Below are 19,738 nucleotides of genomic sequence, written 5' to 3' on the forward strand. Positions count from 1 at the left end.
CACTAACGAATTTCCTGAGGCTTCTTGCCACGTAATTCACTAGTTGTTTCAATTGTCTTCAAGTTCTGAAGAGCATTGATTGTTGCACTTACAACGTTTACCGGTGTACGGGAACCTAAGCATTTTGATAAAATGTTTGTAATTCCGGCTAATTCTACGACTGCACGAACAGGTCCGCCGGCAATAACTCCGGTACCTTCCGTAGCAGGACGTAAAATAACTTCACCGGCACCATAAATTCCTATGATTTCATGAGGAATCGTTCCATTTACGACAGGCACATTGAAGACGTTCTTCTTAGCATCTTCAATAGCTTTCTTAATTGCGTCAGGCACTTCATTTGCTTTACCTGTTCCAAAACCAACGCGTCCTTTTTTATCGCCGATCACTACAAGGGCAGCAAAGCGGAAACGGCGTCCACCTTTTACAACCTTCGTAACACGGTTGATTTTAACGACACGTTCTTCGAATTCTTTATCGCGTTCACGATCTCTTCTTGGTTTGCGTTCCATTCGCATGTCCTCCTAAAATTCTAGTCCGGCTTCACGAGCTGCATCAGCAAGAGCCTTGACACGTCCGTGATAGATATATCCACCACGGTCAAATACTACTTTTTTAATGTTTTTAGCCTGAGCACGTTTTGCAAGTTCAGCGCCAACTTTCTTAGCAGCTTCAACATTGCCACCGTTTTCAAGCTTCATATCAACTGAGCTGCAAGCAACTAAAGTGTTGCCGGCAACATCATCAATGATCTGCGCATGAATATGCGCATTTGAACGGAATACGTTTAAGCGAGGGCATTCAGCGGTACCGGATATTTTGGTACGAACACGTGCATGACGACGTAAACGTTCATCGTTTCTAGAAATTTTCTTAAGCATGTTCTATCTTCCTCCCACTCGCTATTTCTTACCTGCTGTCTTACCTTCCTTACGACGAACATATTCACCTTTATAGCGAATACCTTTGCCCTTGTAAGGTTCTGGTTTTCTAGCAGCACGAATATTTGCGGCAAATTCTCCAACCTTCTGCTTATCAATACCTGATACAACAATTTCAGTTGGACTTGCACATTCTACTTTGACATCGCTCCACAATTCCAGCTCAACCGGATGAGAGTAACCGATATTCAAAGTCAGCTTATTACCTGAAACGGCAGAACGGAATCCGATACCTACCAGTTCCAATCTCTTTTCAAATCCTTCGCTCACACCTACTACCATATTGTGCAGCAAAGCGCGAGTTGTACCATGCAGCTGTTTTGTAGCCTTCAGATCATTTGGGCGAGTTACATGGCATTCTCCACCTTCTACCTGGATTCCAAGTATAGGTGCAAACTGACGAGTCAAAGTTCCCTTAGGACCCTTAACCGTCACTTCATTCCCACTGGCAACCGTTACTTCGACACCAGCCGGAATGGTAATCGTTTTATTACCGATACGTGACATTTTGCTTTTCTCCTTAATTACCAAACATAAGCGATTACTTCGCCGCCACAGTGCTTAGCTCTTGCTTCTCTGTCAGTCATCAGACCTTGTGAAGTAGAGATAATGGCAATTCCTAAACCATTGAGTACTCTTGGCAGATTCTCAACCTTTGCGTACACACGCAATCCCGGTTTAGAGATTCTCTTAAGACCTGTAATTACTTTTTCTTTGTTAGGACCGTATTTTAAAGTTACAGTCATTACTTTTTTTACATCGCCTTCTACTTTGTAATCTGTGATAAATCCCTCAGATTTCAAAATTTCAGCAATTGCTTCTTTTTCTTTGCTTGCCGGTATTTCTACTGTTTCGTGACGAGCCTGAAGCCCATTACGAATTCTAGTAAGCATATCAGCAATCGGATCTGTCATCATCATGACTTTATTCCTCCTATCTCTTACCAACTAGCCTTTTTTACACCCGGAATCTGACCCTTATAAGCCAGCTCACGGAAGCAAATACGGCATAGTTTATATTTACGTAATACTGAGTGAGGACGTCCACAACGCTCACATCTCGTATATTCACGAGTTGAGAACTTCTGAGGGCGGTTTGCTTTATTGATCATCGCTTTTTTTGCCATTGAATTGTCCTCCCTATTTAGCGAACGGCATACCTAATTCTTCAAGTAATGCCTTGGCTTCTTCATTTGTATTAGCTGTTGTTACAATAACAATATCCATACCACGAACTTTGTTTACTTTATCAAAGTTGATTTCCGGGAAAATGATTTGTTCTTTAACACCCAGCGTGTAGTTACCGCGTCCGTCAAAAGCTGTCTTGCTTACACCGCGGAAATCTCTTACACGAGGAAGAGAAATACTTACCAGCTTATCCAAGAAATCATACATCTTTTCTTTTCTAAGTGTAACCTTGCAGCCAATCGGAGCACCTTCACGCAATTTGAAATTCGCAATTGACTTTTTAGCTTTCGTGATCACCGGTCTTTGTCCAGTGATCTGAGCTAATTCAGCTACAGCATCTTCGAGTGCTTTCGGATTTGCAATCGCATCTCCACAACCCATATTGATGACGATCTTATCAACATAAGGAACTTGCATCACTGATGTGTATCCGAATTTTTTAGTTAAGTTTTCGACAACAGTTGTTTTATACTTTTCCTGTAAACGGTTCATCTTTTACGCTCCTTCCTTACTTGACAATGTTACCTGTCTTTTTATAGACACGTACCTTTTTGCCATCTTCTATCTTATATCCAATTCTGCTGGCTGTCTTAGCCTTTGAATCATAGGCCATGACATTTGATACATGAATTGGAGCTTCTCTTTCAATAATCTTTCCATCAGGATCCTGCTGAGTTGGCTTCATGTGCTTCTTAATGATGTTTACACCTTCAACAACAACTCTGTTTTCCTTAGGAATTACACGAGTTACTTCAGCAACAGTACCTTTATAAGCACCGCTGATTACTTGAACTTTATCACCTTTTTTGATTTTCATGAAAGTTCCTCCTATAACACTTCCGGTGCTAAAGATACGATTTTCATGTAATCTTTATCACGCAATTCTCTTGCCACAGGTCCAAAAATTCTTGTACCACGTGGCGTCTTATCTTCTTTGATCAATACAACTGCATTGTCATCGAATTTAATGTAAGTACCGTTTTCACGACGGATGCCGCGTCTTGTTCTTACGATAACGCCTTTGACAACGTCACCCTTCTTTACAGTGCCACCCGTAGATGCCTGTTTAACTGTACAAACGACAACGTCACCGATATTGGCAAATTTTCTTTTGCTTCCACCTAAGCAGCGAATAACTAGAACTTCTTTAGCTCCGGTGTTGTCAGCGACTCTTAATCTACTTTCGTTTTGAATCATGATCAATTCCTCCTAACTAAAGAACTTCAGCCTTCTGCAGAATCTTAACCAAGCGGAAACGCTTTGTAGCAGACAATGGACGAGTTTCCATGATTTCTACAAAATCGCCGATCTTTGCTTCATTAAGTTCATCATGAGCCTTGAATTTCTTTGAATACTTTACACGCTTTCCATATAAAGGATGTGTTTTTCTAGTTTCAATAATAACAGTAATTGTTTTATCCATCTTATCTGAAACTACTGTCCCACGATAAGTTTTACGGTTAGATCTTTCCATCTCTATCCTCCTTAGTCCCGAATACCAAGCTCACGCTCAGTCATCACAGTTTTAATACGAGCAATCGTCTTTTTAATAGTTTTCATACGAGCACCATTGACAGTCTGACCAGTTGCTTGTTGGAAACGAAGGTTAAAGAGTTCAGCTTTAAGTGTTTCGATCTCAGCAAGTAATTCTTCATTACTTTTTTCTCTAATTTCTTTTACGCTCATCGTTTACTCCTCCTTACCTTTAACAACGAATTTCGTTTTAACAGGAAGTTTGTGAGACGCAAGTCTGAATGCTTCGCGGGCAACAGCTTCGTCTACACCGGCAATTTCAAACATGATGCGTCCCGGTTTTACTACGGCAACCCATCCTTCTGGAGCACCCTTACCGGATCCCATACGAACTTCAAGTGGCTTCTTCGTAATAGCTAAGTGTGGGAAAATCTTGATCCAAACTTTACCACCACGCTTCATATAACGCGTCATCGCAACACGCGCTGCTTCAATCTGACGGTTACTTACATATCCACCAGTATCAGCCATCAGACCATATTCACCGAAAGCTACTTCACGTCCTGCTTTTGCACGGCCTTCATAGCTTAATCTGTGAGGTCTTCTATATTTTGTTCTGTTAGGCATTAACATTAGTTGTTACCTCCTTCATTAGCATTTGCTTCAGCTTTTGGAGCTGCTTCAACCTGCTGCTGACGAGGCTTGCGATCATTTCTGCGATTACGATCGTTTCTGCGTCTGCGATCATTGGATCCAAACTTAGGAGCTTCAGGTTCTGTTACCATCTGTCCCGGAAGAACTTCACCGCGGCAGATCCAAACCTTAACACCCAAACGTCCGTAAGTCGTGCTTGCTTCTTCCCATGCATAGTCAATATCAGCTCTTAAGGTATGCAGAGGAACAACTCCTTCTGAATAACCTTCTGTACGAGCCATATCAGCACCGCCAAGTCTTCCGGAAACAGCTGTCTTGATACCCTTGGCACCGGCACGCATCGTTCTCTGAATTGCACGTTTCTGAGCAGTTCTGAAAGATGCACGCTGTTCCAGCTGGTCAGCAATGCTTCTGGCAACGATTCTGGCATCCAAATCAGGGTTCGCAATTTCAACGACCTTGATATAGACGTTCTTGCCATTCGTAAGCTTTGTTAATTTCTTTTTGATGTTTTCTACGTTTTCACCGTTTGTTCCGATGATCACACCCGGACGAGCAGAACGTACGATCACTTCAACACGGTTTTTTGAACGTTCGATCTCAACTCTTGATACTGCAGCAGCTTTCAGCTCAGCAAACAAGAAGTCACGAATCTTGATATCTTCTAATAATAAATCGGCATAATCTTTATTTGCATACCAGCGTGATTCCCAATCGCGGATCACACCGACACGCATTCCGATAGGACTAACTTTCTGACCCATACTTTACCTCCTAAGCACGTTCACTAACCACAACAGTGATGTGGCTAGTGCGTTTGTGGATCGCACTTGCAGATCCTTTTGCACGAGGCATGAATCTTTTTAGTACAACACCTTCGTTAGCATAACATTCTTTAACAAACAATTTGCTTTCATCCAAGCCATTATTATTAACAGCATTGGCAACAGCAGATTTTAATACTTTTGCAGTAGCATCAGCAGCAAAGTTTGGCGTAAATCTCAAAATAGCTGCAGCTTCTTCTACGTCTTTTCCACGAATCAGATCTAAAACCAGACGAGCTTTTCTAGGTGGAATACGTAATGTTTTTGCAGTTGCTTTTACTTCCATTTTCTAGTTCCTCCTATCTTCTAGCTTTCTTATCGTCACCTGCGTGACCCGTAAATTTACGCGTTGGCACAAATTCGCCTAATTTATGACCTACCATATCTTCCGTTACATAAACCGGCAGATGTTCTTTACCGTTATAAACAGCAAAGGTATGTTCAACGAATTGAGGGAAAATTGTAGAACGACGTGACCACGTCTTAATTACTTCTTTTTTACCAGACTCATTCAGTTTTTCCACTTTCTTCATCAAGTGTTCATCAACAAAAGGTCCTTTTTTCAAACTACGACTCATTTTTCATTTCCTCCTTTCGCCTATTTACCATTTCTACGACGAACGATCAGTTTCGTAGATGCTTTCTTGCTGTCACGGGTCTTCACACCCATAGCTTTCTTGCCCCAAGGTGTCATTGGTGACTTACGTCCGATTGGCGTACGGCCTTCACCACCACCATGAGGGTGATCATTCGGGTTCATAACAGAACCACGAACAGTAGGACGAATACCCATCCAGCGGCTTCTACCGGCTTTACCGATATTTACCAGAGAGTGATCCTCATTGCCGACAACTCCGACAGTAGCACGGCAATTTCCTAAGATTTTTCTAACTTCTCCGCTCGCCAGACGAACGGTTACATATTTGTCTTCAATACCCAAGATCTGAGCACTGACACCGGCACTTCTGGCCAGCTGTCCGCCTTTACCAGGCTTTAACTCTACATTGTGAATGAATGTACCTTCAGGCATGTTTCTCATTTCCAAAGCGTTGCCGACCTTGATATCAGCACCTTCTCCTGAAAGAACCTTAGCTCCAACAGTCAAGCCCTTTGGTGCAAGAATGTAGCGTTTTTCACCATCTGCATAGTTCAGCAATGCGATATTGGCAGATCTGTTTGGATCATACTCGATGGTAGCAACCGTTGCCGGAATGCCATCTTTATTTCTCTTAAAGTCAATAATACGGTACTGACGCTTATGTCCGCCACCCTGATGACGAGTCGTAATGCGTCCGTTATTGTTACGGCCACCCTTGCTTTTCAGCGGTGCCAGCAGGCTGCGTTCCGGTGTAGATGTCGTGATCTCATCAAACGTCAGCACAGACATATTACGACGGCCGTTTGTTGTTGGCTTATATTTCTTAATTGCCATAATATTCCTTTTCCTCCTTACGCGTTTCTAGCGGGAAATAGCGTGAATCTCCCCGGATATCCTTATTCACCGAATAAGTTGATATCTTGTCCTTCAGCGATCTTAACGATTGCCTTACGAACAACTTTTGTCTTTCCCGTGTATTTTCCTACACGTTTTGTTTTTGGCTTTGTGTTCAATATGTTCACACCCACCACTTTAACACCAAAGATATTTTCAACAGCCTGCTTAACTTCAGTCTTGTTGCATCCTTTTGCGACTTCAAAGGTAACTTTGTTGTCAGTTTCCATGATCTTCATGGATTTTTCAGTGATAATTGGGCGGATAATAATATCTCTATAGTTATTCATTACCCAATACCTCCTCAACTGCCTTCACAGCTGCTTCAGTAAATACGATCTTATTTGCATTTACTATGTCATAAACATTGATCTTATCAGCTGTCAGCATCAACATGGATTCGATGTTTCTTACTGATAAATATGCATTCATGTAATCTTCATCATTTGCGGCAACGAACAATGCTTTCTTACCGGCATTGATGTTTTCGATAGCTGCAACCATATCCTTTGTCTTAGGTGCTTCCATCTTTAAAGCATCAACAACGATCATATTGTTTGTTGCTACCTTTTCACTCAGCACAGATCTTAAAGCCAGACGACGAACCTTTCTGTTCAGCTTTGTCGCATAGCTTCTAGGAGTCGGTCCGAATACGATTCCACCGCCACGATACTGCGGAGCTCTGATAGAACCCTGACGAGCGTTACCTGTACCCTTCTGACGGTAAGGCTTGCGTCCGCCGCCTCTTACTTCACGACGATTCTTCACATCATGTGTTCCCTGTCTCATAGATGCGCGCTGCATAACAATGGCATCAAAGATTACTTGCTGATTTGGCTCAATGCCAAATACTTCAGGATTAAGAGTTATATCTTTAACTTTTTCACCTGCTAGGTTAACTACGACCATATTAGGCATATCTTATTCCTCCTCATTTTTTTTGCTGTAGTCCACTAATACCTTAGGTTCTACATCACCTTTGCTGCACTTAGCAGACTGGATCATGACTAAACCTCTCTTTGGTCCAGGCACGTTTCCTTTAATTAACATGTAGTTGTTTTCAGCATCAACCTTGACAACCTCCAAATTCTTGTTAGTTGTACGGTCAACACCATAGTGACCCGGCATCGTAAATCCAGGGTCGATCTTATTCGTACCCAAACCTGTAGTAGCCGCAGATCCCATATGTCTGTGAACAGGGCCCGCACCATGAGTCTTAGGTCCGATGGTCTGATTATGGCGCTTGATAGCACCCGTAAATCCGTGACCCTTGCTCGTTCCGATCACATCGACCATTTCACCGGCTGCGAAAATATCAGCCTTGATTTCTGCTCCCAATTCGTAGCTCATCATATCTTCAGAGCGGAATTCACGAATATAGCGCTTTGGAGCCGTATTAACTTTCTTGGCGTGTCCGACAGCAGCTTTTGTAGCTCTTCTTTCTTTCACGTCTTCCATTCCTAATTGGATAGCAACGTATCCATCATTTTCCATTGTTTTCTTCTGTAAAACAACATTTGGCTGAACCTCAACGACTGTTACTGGAATCAGAATACCATCTTCCGTAAAGACCTGAGTCATACCTACTTTGCGTCCTAATAATCCTTTCATGATGTCACCTCCAGCTTACAGCTTGATCTCGATGTCAACACCACTCGGCAGCTCCAAACGGCTCAATGCATCGATTGTTTCTGCTGTAGGTCCAACGATCTCAATCAATCTCTTGTGTGTTCTGATTTCGAACTGTTCACGAGAGTCTTTGTATTTGTGTACCGCACGCAGGATTGTTACTACCTGCTTTTCAGTTGGAAGTGGTACAGGTCCAACGATTTTTTTAGCACCATGTGCCTGGGCAGCTGTTACGATCTTTTCTGCACTTGAATCAAGGATTCTGTGCTCGTAAGCCTTTAAGCGAATTCTAACGCTATTCTTTGCCATGTTATCTCTCCTTCTCTTCCGTTCTCGACGGAGTTCAACCGCTCGATACAAATTCCCTGACTGTACACCGTGACAACGTATCTCAGTGTGTCAGCAACCTCGCATGTCAACGCGGAATCTCCAATATTATAACAAGCAAAACCCTATAATGCAAGCCTTTTTTTTGCGTTTTTTACCTTTTTTGGCTTTTTTTCGCACTATTTCTTCCATCATGCACCTTCAGGTTCTTAACAGTTGTTTTTTTGCCATTTATAACTTTTTTAGTTGTACGATGCTTATTTTCAAAATATATTTATAAATATTCCGTTATTTTCTCCAAATGGATTTTCTTCTTATTAAATAATTGATTACAATATCTTTCTGAATAAATGAAAATCACTTCTTATTTTAAAATTCTGATCGTTATAATTTGTAGACCTTTCATAAAAATAAGGCAAAAACCACCCTTTTGCCTTAGAATAAAGAAATTCTCCAATGAAACGCCTTAAAAATCAACAATCATATATCAATCATTTTGAAAACGAATATAATCCTCCACAGGCCTGATCAATGTCCGTAAGAAAGTATCTTCACCATAACCATCAATGCGCAATAATCCCGTACTTCCACCCGCTGTTATCGCAAACAACTCAATCTTTTCCTGATAATGTAAAATCGTTATATTCATGCTTACCCAGCTATTATTCAACAAACTATAACGTTCACATATTAAAATAAAACATTCAACATCATTGATGATCGTATTTTGTTTATCAACAATTTCCAAAGAAGATGAACCATCTTTAAGACTTTGTTCAAGATAACCTATAAAATCATGAAAATCTCCTGTTAAACACTGATGATAAGATGCCATAAGATCCCCCTTTCTTTTCATTTTCATTATAATATAAGAAAAACAAGGAAGCCAGTATTTCCTTGTCTTTCTTTCTATAAATGCTTACATAAGTCTTTAAGGTTGTCTTCATTTAAGGTTATGACCAATGCAAGCGCTCCTTCTCTTGCATCAAATTCGCTGAGATGTACGATTTGATGAAAGTAGCAGAAAATCTTCTCATACAAGGGAAATATCCGGTCAACCATTTCTTTCCCTGTATCACTCAGCAGATATACCTGCTGTTTCTGATGCACGAGATATCCTTTTTCCGTAAGTATTGCCAGTATTTTGCGGATCGAAGCTCTCGATACACCTAATGCGGAAGCAATATCAATACCTCTGATACCCTCACACGCTGCTTTTTGGGTAATCACACCCATGAGCAGGCATTTCAGTTGTCCTCTTGTTAATGGCGGCTGCATTTCTGACATCCTGCACAATTGCCTGAGCATCCGCAAGACTTTGATTTACGTATCGAACGCAATGCAAGCACCACACAGCCAGCAAGGATCAATAATACAACTATATCCATCTTACACCATCACTTTTTAGCCGGACGAAGCAGCAGATAAAGCAGCAGTACAAGCACCGCAATGCCAAACACTGTTCCAATTCCAAAGACTCCCGTTGTGATCCAGCTGCCCAGCTGATAGATGATCAAGGCGATGGCATAAGCAAAGCAGCACTGATATCCAATAGCGATCCATGTCCACTTGGCACTGCCCATTTCTCTTGAAATCGCACCAATGGCCGCAAAGCATGGAGCACACAACAAATTGAAGACTAAGAAACTGTAAGCAGATAGCATCGTATATTCACTTGCCAGCGTGCCCCAGATTTCAGCACCATCTTCTGCAACTTCCGCAAATCCATAAAGTACTCCAAACGTTGATACAACATTTTCTTTCGCAATCAAGCCTGTGACGGTCGCAACTGTTGCCTTCCAGTTTCCAAAGCCAAGCGGCGAGAAGACAAAGGCAAAGGCATTACCAATCGAAGCTAAGATAGATTCGTTGTTATCGACCATCTCGAATCGCCAGTTGAAGCCCTGTAAGAACCAAAGGACGATTGCCGAAACAAAGATGATCGTACCCGCTTTTTTCGCAAAAGCTTTTGAACGATCCCACATATGCAGAAGGACACCTTTTGCCTTCGGCATATGGTAGGCCGGCAATTCCATGACAAATGGAGCTGCATCGCCTTCAAAAAGCTTCGTTTTCTTTAATATAATTCCACTCACAATAATGGCTGCCATTCCTACAAAGTACGCGCTTGGTGATACCCAGGACGCATTATTAAATAATGCACCCGCAATCAAAGCAATAATTGGGAGTTTAGCGGAACAAGGAATAAACGTCGTTGTCATGATCGTCATTTTACGATCACGGTCATTTTCAATTGTACGACTTGCCATGATTGCAGGTACACCACAACCCGTTCCTATCAGCATAGGAATAAAACTCTTTCCGGATAAACCAAATTTTCTAAAGATCCTATCCATGATAAACGCAATACGCGCCATATAGCCACAGTCTTCAAGAAGTGCTAACAGCAAGAATAAGACCATCATCTGCGGCAGGAAACCTAATACGGCACCCACACCACCGATAACACCATCAATGATCAGTGAATACAGCCAATCAGCAACTCCTGCTGACTCTAACGCATCACCTACGATGACCGGAACGCCCGGTACCCAGATACCATATTCAGAAGTATCCGGCTCACCTGCTTCAACGATTGCTTCAGCCTCATCTACAACACTGTCTGTAATCGTAACAGTTTCAAGTTCAACATCTTCATCATCATAGATAACGACAACCGTTTCACCTTCTTCCACTGCAGCCATGATCTGATCCGCACGGCTATATGCAGCAGCATCTTCTTCATATTCGCTCGTACCGATACCAAATAAGTGCCAGCCATCACCAAATACACCCTCATTGGCCCAGTCTGTGGCCCATGTACCGATCGTTGTCACAGAAATATAATAAACCAGCCACATCACAACGACAAAGATTGGCAGAGCCAGCCAGCGGTTGGTCACGATCTTATCGATCTTATCACTTGTTGATAAATCAGACTTATTCTTTCTGACATAAATATCTTTTAAGATCGAGCTGATCAATTCATATCTTTCGGAAGTTATGATACTTTCCGCATCATCATCCATTTTCTCTTCAAGTGCTGTACGAATCTTATTGATTTCACTCTTGATGCTCTCAGCCAGATCAACTTCCTCTACGACCTTCTCATCATTTTCCAAAAGTTTCACGGCATACCAGCGTAAGAGGTGATGTTCAAACTTGCCATCGATCAGGGCACTTACTTCTCCTAAGCTTTTTTCAAGCTCACCGTTGTATTTTAAATATTTTTGGGCACGTTGTTTTTCAAGCTGGTGAGCAGCTTCCATCAGTTCCTTACAGCCTTCACCGCTCACTGCGCTGATCTCAACCACCTTACAATTTAAACGCTTTTCTAATTCTTTGACATTGATTTCATCCTTATTCTTTCGAACAACATCCATCATATTCAATGCAATGACCATCGGCACGCCCAATTCCATGACCTGTGTTGTCAGATATAAGTTTCTCTCCAGATTCGTCGCATCTACGATATTGATGATCACATCCGGATGTTGGCTCACGATATAATTACGTGCGACCACTTCTTCCAAAGTATAAGGCGATAATGAATAAATACCCGGCAAGTCTTGAATGATGACATCTTTTCTGCCCTTCAGTCTTCCCTCTTTCTTCTCAACGGTAACCCCCGGCCAGTTCCCCACATACTGACTGCTGCCGGTAAGCTCATTAAACAAAGTCGTTTTTCCACAGTTTGGATTCCCCACTAAAGCATATATCATAAGTCCCTCCATTTAGTTAGCCAAATTTAACCATACGATTAAAAAAAATTACTTTACCTCAACCATTTCCGCATCTGCCTTACGCAATGACAATTCATACGAGCGGAGATTGATTTCGATTGGATCACCTAAAGGCGCAACCTTACGCACTAAAATACCCGTTCCCTTTGTAATGCCCATATCCATGATCCTTTTTTTTACCGGACCACTTCCATGAATTTTCACTACTGTAACCTTCTCATTCGGTGAACACTCTCTCAATGTTTTCATGCTACCCTCCTAATCAACAAGAATACGGCTTGCCATCTTCTTATCTACCGCAATACGTGTACCCTTGACATTTAAGATCAAATTACCGCCAAGCTCATTGACAACACTTAATTCAACCCCTTCAATAAAACCTAGATCAGCCAGATGACGCTTCACATCATCCTTACCCGTGATCTTATAGATCCGCATCATTTTACCCGTACTCGCTAAAGTTAATGGCATATACCTTCTCCTCTCAGTTAGTCAAATCTAACTTACAGGAAAATATTACCACCGGCTAACTTTTTTGTCAATAGAACGTTCGATATTTTTTCAAATTTCTTTCACTTCGTTTTCATTATTAAAAAGAAGTACGAGATCCTTCCCGTACTTCTCATCGATCCGCATCAAATACGATACCGGCACTTTTCTTTGCCATATCAATGACTTTCATTACCTGCAATGAATGTTCCAGCATCTTATAACAGCTCTCATGATCCTTTTCTTCAATCATCTTCAGCATAGCTCCGCCATAATAGTAATGAGCCCCATCATGCTTTTGAAGATCCAAGTGATATTCTTCACCATTGCGCAAATGAACCACCGCTTTTTTTGTCATGCTGCTGACACCTTCGACATAGATATAACCCTTTTCACCCTGAATCTGACAGAAATTAACACCGATATTATCCTTACTTCCTACACAGCTTACAACCATGTTTTCATAATTTAAGGATAATACACCGCTCGTATCGATTCCTTCTTTGATATTGGCCTCATAGTGAACGCTTTGCGGCATACCAAACAAACCAACGACAAAATGCAGGTTATATACATTGATGTCCATCAAGGCACCACCGGAAAAAGCAGGTGTAAATACATTCGGCTTCCCACCCTCTAAAAAAGCATCATATTTACGTGAATACTGCGACATATTACACTCTACGATCCTAACTGGCATAATATCCTTCAGTTTTTCTTTAACAGCCAGATAATTAGGATTATAAACAGTTGTAATGGCCTCAAAAAGAAAACATGTTGTTTTCCTGCATAAAGCAATCAATTCCTCACATTCCTTTACATTTGAACAGAAAGGCTTCTCTACGATCACATTCTTATTTGCCAGCATGGCCTTTTTCGCATGTTCAAAATGTAATGAATTCGGTGAAGCCACATAAATGCAGTCAATCTCATCATCTTTCAGCATCTCGTCCAAATCGGTATAAATCTTATCCACATGATATTTTTCAGCTAATGCCTGAGCTGTTTCATGCTTTCTTGAATAAATCGCCGCATATTCATTTTGTTCATATTCCAGCAATTGTCCCATGACCCAGTCTGTAATTGAGCCGGTTCCTATCGTTCCTATTTTCATGATTACCTCCCATTACCAATTATATTTTTTCATAAAATGTTCTTCCATATAATAAGCAAAACCATCTTCATTATTCGTTCTTTCTGTGATATCATCAGCAATTGCTTTCGTATCATCGCTGCCATTGGCCATACAAACACCCCATCCGGCACATTCCAGCATTGAATTATCATTGCTCGTATCACCAAAAGCCAGCACATCCTTCAAATCAATGTCATTCATCTTACAAAATTCTTTAAGGGCATAATCTTTTGAAGTTCTCTTATCCGCAAACTCAATTAATGTAGGCTGTGTTTTAAACCCCTTATAGGGTGCATCCAGTTTTTCAAGCATTGCCTCGATCTCGTCCATCTGACTCTCTTTGATACGAAACATGATCTTGGCATTCTCTTCCGCATACATCTCTTTCATATCTTTTACGACAATAACTTCCTTACCGTTTTTTCTTGAAGAACGCATCATGTTTTCATCAGCATCCTTACACATCATAACATCATGATAATAAATATAAGGATTACTATGATAGGGTTCCATCAGCTCAATGATTTCCTTCATCCATTCTCTTTTCAGCTTATAGTAATCATACTGCTTCTGCGCTTTCTCATCCCATAGCTCAGAACCATTCATACCGATCAGGATATCAAAATTATAATCAAAGCCCCATAGTTTTGCTTTGGTATTCACTTCATTGATCGGTCTTCCTGAGGCAATACCAAAAAGGATGCCATGATCATGCAAACGATCGATGATGTTTTTTGTATAAGGCGTTAACCGCTGATCATCTGTAATCAAAGTACTGTCAATATCGCACAGTACCATCCGGATCCTATCCATAAATATCCTCCTTTCACAAAACCAAACCTCTTTTATTTTACCATAACAAAAGCCTGTTTGAAACTCAAACAGGCTAACAATTAATCTTTAATTCCAATAAACTTTACCGTATGCAATCTTCTGACTGAATAGATCAAAAGTGGTGTAATAACTAACGCAACAGCTAATGTCAATAAGTTATATGCCAGATTATAAGTCCATGCCGAATAGATCCAAGCCGCCAGACTGCCAGCCGCTTCACCTTCAGGAAACCAGAAATAGACCCCTGCCAACACATGAGAAGCATATTTTAGAAACATGCAGCCAACGATTCCCGTATAAATATTACTGATCGTAAAATTACCTAACTTAATACGCGGGAAAAGACTGGCAAGGCCTAACAGACCATAAGGAATCACATAATCCAATAAGGTTTGCATGGGCGTAACAATATAATTATGCATTCCAAAAAGGATTCCAATTACCCAGCTTAACAGTGATACCACAACACCTCTTGCCCATCCTAAATGATAGCTGGCTACAAAGCAGGCAATGACGGAATATTCCAGTGATCCGCCATTAGGCATCTGAATGATCGGAAACATTTCATTCAGATAGGTCAAGACGAGTGATAGGGCCACATAAAAGGCCATAAAGACTAAATTCAATACTTCATTTCTAGTTTTGTTCATAAAAAAACACCTCCATGAGGCGTAAGAACATCAAAAAAATTGACTCCCTACGCTAGTACTAACTAGATCAGGTCAAAGGGACTCTCTCAGCTTCACGCACCCCTGTCGACGTTTTTATTATAAACTTATTTTTATAAATGTAAAGAAAAAGATGACATTCATCATCTTTTTTGACATTGATCGATAAATAATTGAAAAATAGCTTTCATCTTTTCATCAGCAGCTGCCATCATTTCCGGATGCCACTGGATTCCTAACATCCAGCTTCCCTCTTTTTTGAAAATCGCTTCGATGATACCATCTTCACTGGTCGCAACCGCTTCAAATGTATCAGCCAATTTATGAATGGCCTGATGATGAAAACTATTCACATTGGCCTTCTTTTGGAAGATATCATAAAGAAGGGAATCTTTTTTAATCCGTACTTCATGTGATGAAAGATGTCGTGGTATGTTTTGTGAATGATCCATGACAAATTCTTTTTGAATATGAAGATCCTGATACAGATTACCGCCATAAGCTACATTCAACATCTGATGACCTTTACAGATAGCTAATAATGGCTTGTTTAATTTTTCAGCAAGCTCGATCACCCACAGATACAGCTGATCTACCTCATGAAAGATCTCACCACATTCAGGTATGGGTTTTTCATGATAAAAAGCAGGATCGATATCATTGCCACCCGGAAGGATCACTCCATCAGCCATCGTTAAAAGCCGTTCAACATCTTCTTTTTCTTTCTGCAGCGGAATGATAAACGGAAGTCCATTGCACATTTCAACAGCTTTTACGTATTCCTCTGTGATATAACTATAAAGCTCTCCTTCAAAGATACCTGCCTCTTTATTTTTTTTGATTCCTGAAGCAATCGCAATCACCGGTTTCATCTTTTTTCCTCCAAATTCAATTATCTATATTATATCACTCATTATTTCAAAAACGCAGCATCTCTTAAAACAAATTTTTTTGTCAAAAAAAGGGTCACCTGATATCAGGTCAACCCTTTGAGATACTCAAATTAAGCGATAACTGAAGTAACGTTTCCAGCTCCTACAGTTCTACCACCTTCACGGATCGTGAACTTAGTACCCTGTTCAACAGCGATTGGGTGGATCAATTCAACTTCCATTTCAACGTTGTCGCCTGGCATAACCATTTCAACACCTTCTGGAAGAGTGATGACACCAGTAACGTCAGTTGTACGGAAATAGAACTGAGGACGGTAGTTAGATACGAATGGAGTGTGACGTCCACCTTCTTCTTTAGTCAGTACGTAAACCTGAGCCTTGAAGTGATGATGTGGATGTACAGATCCTGGCTTACATAATACCTGTCCACGCTGAATTTCATCACGGTTGATACCACGTAACAATGTACCAATGTTATCACCTGCTTCAGCAAAGTCAAGAAGCTTACGGAACATTTCGATACCTGTAACAACAGTCTTCTTAGTATCTTTGATACCAACGATTTCAACTTCTTCACCAAGCTTTAAGATACCACGTTCAACACGTCCAGTTGCAACTGTACCACGGCCAGTAATTGTGAATACGTCTTCTACAGCCATTAAGAATGGTTTATCAGTTTCACGAGCTGGTTCAGGGATATAGCTGTCAACAGCATCCATCAATTCGTTGATCTTTTCAACCCATTTTGGATCTCCGTTCAATGCACCTAAAGCAGAACCACGGATAACCGGAGCATTATCGCCATCAAATCCGTATTCGTTCAGCAATTCACGAACTTCCATTTCAACAAGGTCGATCAATTCTTCATCATCAACCATATCGCACTTATTTAAGAATACAACGATCTTTTCAACACCAACCTGACGAGCAAGCAGGATGTGTTCACGAGTCTGAGGCATAGGTCCATCAGTTGCAGCAACAACTAAGATAGCACCATCCATCTGAGCTGCACCCGTGATCATGTTCTTAACGTAGTCAGCGTGACCCGGGCAGTCTACGTGAGCGTAGTGACGAGTAGCTGTCTGATATTCAACGTGAGCTGTATTGATTGTAATACCACGTTCTTTTTCTTCAGGTGCACCGTCGATTGCATCATATGCTTTGTATTCAGCTTGTCCTTTTTCAGAAAGAACTTTTGTGATCGCAGCAGTTAATGTAGTTTTTCCGTGGTCAACGTGACCGATAGTACCAATATTAACATGCACTTTGGATCTGTCAAATTTTTCTTTTGCCATTTCTTGATTTCCTCCTAGTTTTTACCTTTTTATTTTAATTCAATTTTTCTATAAAAGCAACACTAATAATTATTATTAAGCGTTGTTTTTAATGATTTTTTCTGCAATTGACTTAGGAACTTCAGCATAGTGGTCCATTTTCATGGAATAGTTTCCACGACCCTGTGTGAATGAACGTAAGTCAGTTACATAACCGAACATTTCTGAAAGCGGAACATAGGCGCTGACCATAACAGCATTTCCTCTTTCTTCCTGTTCAGTGATCTGTCCACGACGTGATGAAATATCACCCATGACACTTCCCAAGTATTCAGCAGGAGCCGTAACTTCTACTAACATGATTGGTTCCAGAAGAACCGGCTTACATTTCTTAGCAGCTTCTCTTAAAGCCATGCTGGCAGCGATCTTATAAGCCATTTCACTTGAATCGACATCATGGTAAGAACCATCGAACAGCGTTGCCTTGATGTCAATAACCGGATAACCGGCAATCAGACCATTTTCAAGAGCAGCTTCTGTTCCTTCATTGATGGCTTTGATGTATTCTTTCGGTACAGAACCACCAACTGTTTCATCATAGAATTCATAACCCTTACCTTCTTCATTCGGTTCAAATCTGATCCATACGTGACCGTACTGACCACGACCACCTGACTGTTTGATATACTTACCTTCACAGTCAGCAGCCTGACGAATCGTTTCACGATAGGCAATCTGCGGAGCACCTGTATTGGCCTCTACTTTAAATTCTCTGCGCATACGGTCAACGATGATATCCAGATGAAGCTCACCTACACCGGCAATGATCGTCTGACCTGTTTCCTTATCTGTATAAGTCTTGAATGTCGGATCCTCTTCAGCAAGCTTCTGCAGTGCCAATGTCATCTTATCCTGATCACCTTTTGATTTCGGTTCAACAGAAATCTGGATAACCGGTTCAGGGAAAACCATTGACTCAAGGATTACCGGTGCATTTTCTGCACACAACGTATCACCGGTAGTTGTTTCTTTCAAACCAACACCTGCAGCGATATCTCCTGAATAAACCATATCGATTTCCTTACGTGAATTGGCATGCATCTGTACGATACGTCCAAATCTTTCACGCTTGTTCTTCGTTGCATTCAATACGTAGCTTCCTGCTGAGCATGTTCCTGAATAAACACGGAAATAAGTTAATTTTCCGATGAATGGGTCTGTCATGATCTTGAATGCCAAAGCAGAGAATGGTTCATTGTCATCTGCATGACGAGCCACTTCATTGCCATCTTCATCCACACCTGTGATTGCAGGAATATCAAGTGGTGAAGGAAGGTATTCCACAACACCATCCAGCATCAGCTGAACACCCTTGTTCTTATAAGCTGAACCGCAGAATACAGGGAAGAATTCACCTGTACATACAGCCTTACGAATAGCCTTCTTGATCTGATCGATGCTTGGTTCTTCACCTTCAAGCACCATCATCATGATATCATCATCAAAATCAGCAATTGTTTCAAGCAGCTCCTGACGTTTTTCTTCCATCTTATCCTTCAAATTTTCAGGTATCGGAATCTCAACGACATTAACACCTAATTCACCTTCAAAATCAAAAGCTTTTCTCTGAATGATATCGATAACGCCTACGAAATCTGATTCTGCACCGATCGGCAGCTGTACAGCTGCTGTCTTAGCACCCAGACGTTTTCTGATCGTATCTACCGACATCTCAAAATCGGCACCGATCGCATCCATCTTATTGACAAACACGATACGCGGAACGCCATACTGAGAAGCCTGACGCCAAACAGTTTCTGTCTGTGGTTCAACACCTGCTTTCGCATCCAGAACCGTTACAGCACCGTCCAGCACACGCAATGAACGTTCTACTTCAACAGTAAAGTCAACGTGACCCGGAGTATCGATAATGTTAATTCTCGTACCCTTCCAATGTGCCGTCGTTGCAGCTGAAGTGATCGTGATACCTCTTTCCTGTTCCTGGGCCATCCAGTCCATGGTAGAAGCACCGTCATGCGTTTCTCCGATCTTGTGATTTACTCCTGTATAGTAAAGAATACGTTCAGTGGTTGTTGTCTTACCGGCATCGATGTGTGCCATGATACCGATATTACGAGTATTTGCTAATGAATATTCGCGTCCCATATTCTAAAC

At 41.2% G+C, this 19,738-nt stretch carries 31 protein-coding genes and 1 riboswitch; all 31 genes read right to left on the reverse strand.

Translation table 11 applies throughout. The features are described 5' to 3' along the window. Positions 1–2 precede the first annotated feature (2 nt). A complete protein-coding gene (gene rpsE, locus ACZYT3_RS02605; protein WP_294561951.1) occupies positions 3–512 on the reverse strand; it encodes a 30S ribosomal protein S5 in 510 nt (169 codons plus the stop codon). Between the two features lie 12 nt (positions 513–524). Beyond that, positions 525–881, reverse strand: coding sequence for a 50S ribosomal protein L18 (gene rplR / locus ACZYT3_RS02610; RefSeq protein ID WP_294561952.1), 357 nt, complete (start codon positions 879–881; stop codon positions 525–527). 21 nt (positions 882–902) lie between these two features. Then, positions 903–1,448: a 50S ribosomal protein L6 gene (gene rplF, locus ACZYT3_RS02615; protein ID WP_294561953.1), complete on the reverse strand. Its 546-nt coding sequence runs from the start codon at positions 1,446–1,448 to the stop codon at positions 903–905. Positions 1,449–1,465: 17 nt separating this feature from the next. Further along, positions 1,466–1,861 carry a 30S ribosomal protein S8 gene (gene rpsH, locus ACZYT3_RS02620; protein ID WP_294561954.1) on the reverse strand — a complete coding sequence of 132 codons (396 nt, stop codon included), beginning with the start codon at positions 1,859–1,861 and terminating at the stop codon, positions 1,466–1,468. A gap of 20 nt (positions 1,862–1,881) precedes the next feature. After that, positions 1,882–2,067 (reverse strand): type Z 30S ribosomal protein S14, encoded by a 186-nt coding sequence (locus ACZYT3_RS02625; protein ID WP_071441983.1) that lies wholly within the window; start codon positions 2,065–2,067, stop codon positions 1,882–1,884. Positions 2,068–2,080: 13 nt separating this feature from the next. Continuing rightward, complete coding sequence (gene rplE / locus ACZYT3_RS02630; RefSeq protein ID WP_294561955.1) at positions 2,081–2,620, reverse strand: 50S ribosomal protein L5; 540 nt, start codon at positions 2,618–2,620, stop codon at positions 2,081–2,083. Between the two features lie 16 nt (positions 2,621–2,636). Further along, positions 2,637–2,945 (reverse strand): 50S ribosomal protein L24, encoded by a 309-nt coding sequence (gene rplX, locus ACZYT3_RS02635; RefSeq protein WP_294561956.1) that lies wholly within the window; start codon positions 2,943–2,945, stop codon positions 2,637–2,639. An 11-nt stretch (positions 2,946–2,956) separates the two neighbouring features. After that, the gene (gene rplN / locus ACZYT3_RS02640) at positions 2,957–3,325 is read right to left on the reverse strand and encodes a 50S ribosomal protein L14 (RefSeq protein WP_071441980.1); all 369 of its coding nucleotides are present in this window, start codon (positions 3,323–3,325) and stop codon (positions 2,957–2,959) included. 16 nt (positions 3,326–3,341) lie between these two features. After that, positions 3,342–3,602, reverse strand: a complete 261-nt coding sequence (rpsQ, locus tag ACZYT3_RS02645; RefSeq protein WP_071441979.1) for a 30S ribosomal protein S17 — start codon at positions 3,600–3,602, stop codon at positions 3,342–3,344. 11 nt (positions 3,603–3,613) lie between these two features. Further along, a complete protein-coding gene (gene rpmC, locus ACZYT3_RS02650; RefSeq protein WP_294561957.1) occupies positions 3,614–3,814 on the reverse strand; it encodes a 50S ribosomal protein L29 in 201 nt (66 codons plus the stop codon). A 3-nt stretch (positions 3,815–3,817) separates the two neighbouring features. Further along, entirely contained in the window at positions 3,818–4,234 is a 417-nt protein-coding gene (gene rplP, locus ACZYT3_RS02655; RefSeq protein WP_071441977.1) for a 50S ribosomal protein L16, read from the reverse strand. Then, a complete protein-coding gene (gene rpsC, locus ACZYT3_RS02660; protein ID WP_294561958.1) occupies positions 4,234–5,019 on the reverse strand; it encodes a 30S ribosomal protein S3 in 786 nt (261 codons plus the stop codon). The genes rplP and rpsC overlap by 1 nt, the downstream gene beginning before the upstream one ends. A gap of 10 nt (positions 5,020–5,029) precedes the next feature. Further along, positions 5,030–5,365, reverse strand: coding sequence for a 50S ribosomal protein L22 (gene rplV, locus ACZYT3_RS02665; RefSeq protein WP_294561959.1), 336 nt, complete (start codon positions 5,363–5,365; stop codon positions 5,030–5,032). A 13-nt stretch (positions 5,366–5,378) separates the two neighbouring features. Beyond that, a complete protein-coding gene (gene rpsS, locus ACZYT3_RS02670) occupies positions 5,379–5,657 on the reverse strand; it encodes a 30S ribosomal protein S19 (RefSeq protein ID WP_294561960.1) in 279 nt (92 codons plus the stop codon). Between the two features lie 20 nt (positions 5,658–5,677). Next, positions 5,678–6,511, reverse strand: a complete 834-nt coding sequence (gene rplB / locus ACZYT3_RS02675; RefSeq protein WP_294561961.1) for a 50S ribosomal protein L2 — start codon at positions 6,509–6,511, stop codon at positions 5,678–5,680. Positions 6,512–6,573: 62 nt separating this feature from the next. Further along, positions 6,574–6,861 (reverse strand): 50S ribosomal protein L23, encoded by a 288-nt coding sequence (gene rplW / locus ACZYT3_RS02680; RefSeq protein WP_294561962.1) that lies wholly within the window; start codon positions 6,859–6,861, stop codon positions 6,574–6,576. Further along, complete coding sequence (gene rplD / locus ACZYT3_RS02685) at positions 6,854–7,489, reverse strand: 50S ribosomal protein L4 (protein WP_294561963.1); 636 nt, start codon at positions 7,487–7,489, stop codon at positions 6,854–6,856. Before rplD ends, rplW begins: the two co-directional genes overlap by 8 nt. A 3-nt stretch (positions 7,490–7,492) precedes the next feature. Next, a complete protein-coding gene (gene rplC / locus ACZYT3_RS02690) occupies positions 7,493–8,182 on the reverse strand; it encodes a 50S ribosomal protein L3 (RefSeq protein WP_294561964.1) in 690 nt (229 codons plus the stop codon). A 15-nt stretch (positions 8,183–8,197) separates the two neighbouring features. Then, entirely contained in the window at positions 8,198–8,509 is a 312-nt protein-coding gene (gene rpsJ / locus ACZYT3_RS02695; protein WP_071441969.1) for a 30S ribosomal protein S10, read from the reverse strand. Positions 8,510–9,014: 505 nt separating this feature from the next. After that, on the reverse strand, positions 9,015–9,362 hold the full coding sequence (locus ACZYT3_RS02700) for a DUF6054 family protein (protein ID WP_464087586.1): 348 nt from the start codon (positions 9,360–9,362) through the stop codon (positions 9,015–9,017). 74 nt (positions 9,363–9,436) lie between these two features. Next, a complete protein-coding gene (locus ACZYT3_RS02705) occupies positions 9,437–9,805 on the reverse strand; it encodes a helix-turn-helix domain-containing protein (protein ID WP_464087587.1) in 369 nt (122 codons plus the stop codon). Then, positions 9,790–9,915: a FeoB-associated Cys-rich membrane protein gene (locus tag ACZYT3_RS02710; protein WP_294561967.1), complete on the reverse strand. Its 126-nt coding sequence runs from the start codon at positions 9,913–9,915 to the stop codon at positions 9,790–9,792. The genes ACZYT3_RS02705 and ACZYT3_RS02710 overlap by 16 nt, the downstream gene beginning before the upstream one ends. 9 nt (positions 9,916–9,924) lie before the next feature. Next, positions 9,925–12,249 carry a ferrous iron transport protein B gene (gene feoB / locus ACZYT3_RS02715; protein WP_464087588.1) on the reverse strand — a complete coding sequence of 775 codons (2,325 nt, stop codon included), beginning with the start codon at positions 12,247–12,249 and terminating at the stop codon, positions 9,925–9,927. Between the two features lie 48 nt (positions 12,250–12,297). Further along, positions 12,298–12,519: a FeoA family protein gene (locus ACZYT3_RS02720; protein WP_294561969.1), complete on the reverse strand. Its 222-nt coding sequence runs from the start codon at positions 12,517–12,519 to the stop codon at positions 12,298–12,300. A 9-nt stretch (positions 12,520–12,528) separates the two neighbouring features. After that, positions 12,529–12,741: a FeoA family protein gene (locus ACZYT3_RS02725; RefSeq protein ID WP_294561970.1), complete on the reverse strand. Its 213-nt coding sequence runs from the start codon at positions 12,739–12,741 to the stop codon at positions 12,529–12,531. 151 nt (positions 12,742–12,892) lie between these two features. Next, the gene (locus tag ACZYT3_RS02730; RefSeq protein ID WP_464087589.1) at positions 12,893–13,873 is read right to left on the reverse strand and encodes a Gfo/Idh/MocA family protein; all 981 of its coding nucleotides are present in this window, start codon (positions 13,871–13,873) and stop codon (positions 12,893–12,895) included. A gap of 12 nt (positions 13,874–13,885) precedes the next feature. Then, positions 13,886–14,707, reverse strand: coding sequence for a Cof-type HAD-IIB family hydrolase (locus tag ACZYT3_RS02735; RefSeq protein ID WP_294561972.1), 822 nt, complete (start codon positions 14,705–14,707; stop codon positions 13,886–13,888). An 80-nt stretch (positions 14,708–14,787) separates the two neighbouring features. Further along, positions 14,788–15,378 (reverse strand): energy-coupled thiamine transporter ThiT, encoded by a 591-nt coding sequence (locus ACZYT3_RS02740; RefSeq protein ID WP_464087590.1) that lies wholly within the window; start codon positions 15,376–15,378, stop codon positions 14,788–14,790. Between the two features lie 27 nt (positions 15,379–15,405). Continuing rightward, positions 15,406–15,492, reverse strand: a riboswitch (TPP riboswitch). Positions 15,493–15,539: 47 nt separating this feature from the next. Continuing rightward, positions 15,540–16,268 carry a gamma-glutamyl-gamma-aminobutyrate hydrolase family protein gene (locus ACZYT3_RS02745; protein WP_464087591.1) on the reverse strand — a complete coding sequence of 243 codons (729 nt, stop codon included), beginning with the start codon at positions 16,266–16,268 and terminating at the stop codon, positions 15,540–15,542. A gap of 131 nt (positions 16,269–16,399) precedes the next feature. Beyond that, positions 16,400–17,584: an elongation factor Tu gene (gene tuf / locus ACZYT3_RS02750; RefSeq protein ID WP_464087592.1), complete on the reverse strand. Its 1,185-nt coding sequence runs from the start codon at positions 17,582–17,584 to the stop codon at positions 16,400–16,402. A 75-nt stretch (positions 17,585–17,659) separates the two neighbouring features. Further along, the gene (gene fusA / locus ACZYT3_RS02755) at positions 17,660–19,729 is read right to left on the reverse strand and encodes an elongation factor G (protein WP_464087593.1); all 2,070 of its coding nucleotides are present in this window, start codon (positions 19,727–19,729) and stop codon (positions 17,660–17,662) included. Between the last annotated feature and the right edge of the window lie 9 nt (positions 19,730–19,738).

The sequence above is a fragment of the Traorella sp. mt218 genome (genome assembly GCF_055420025.1).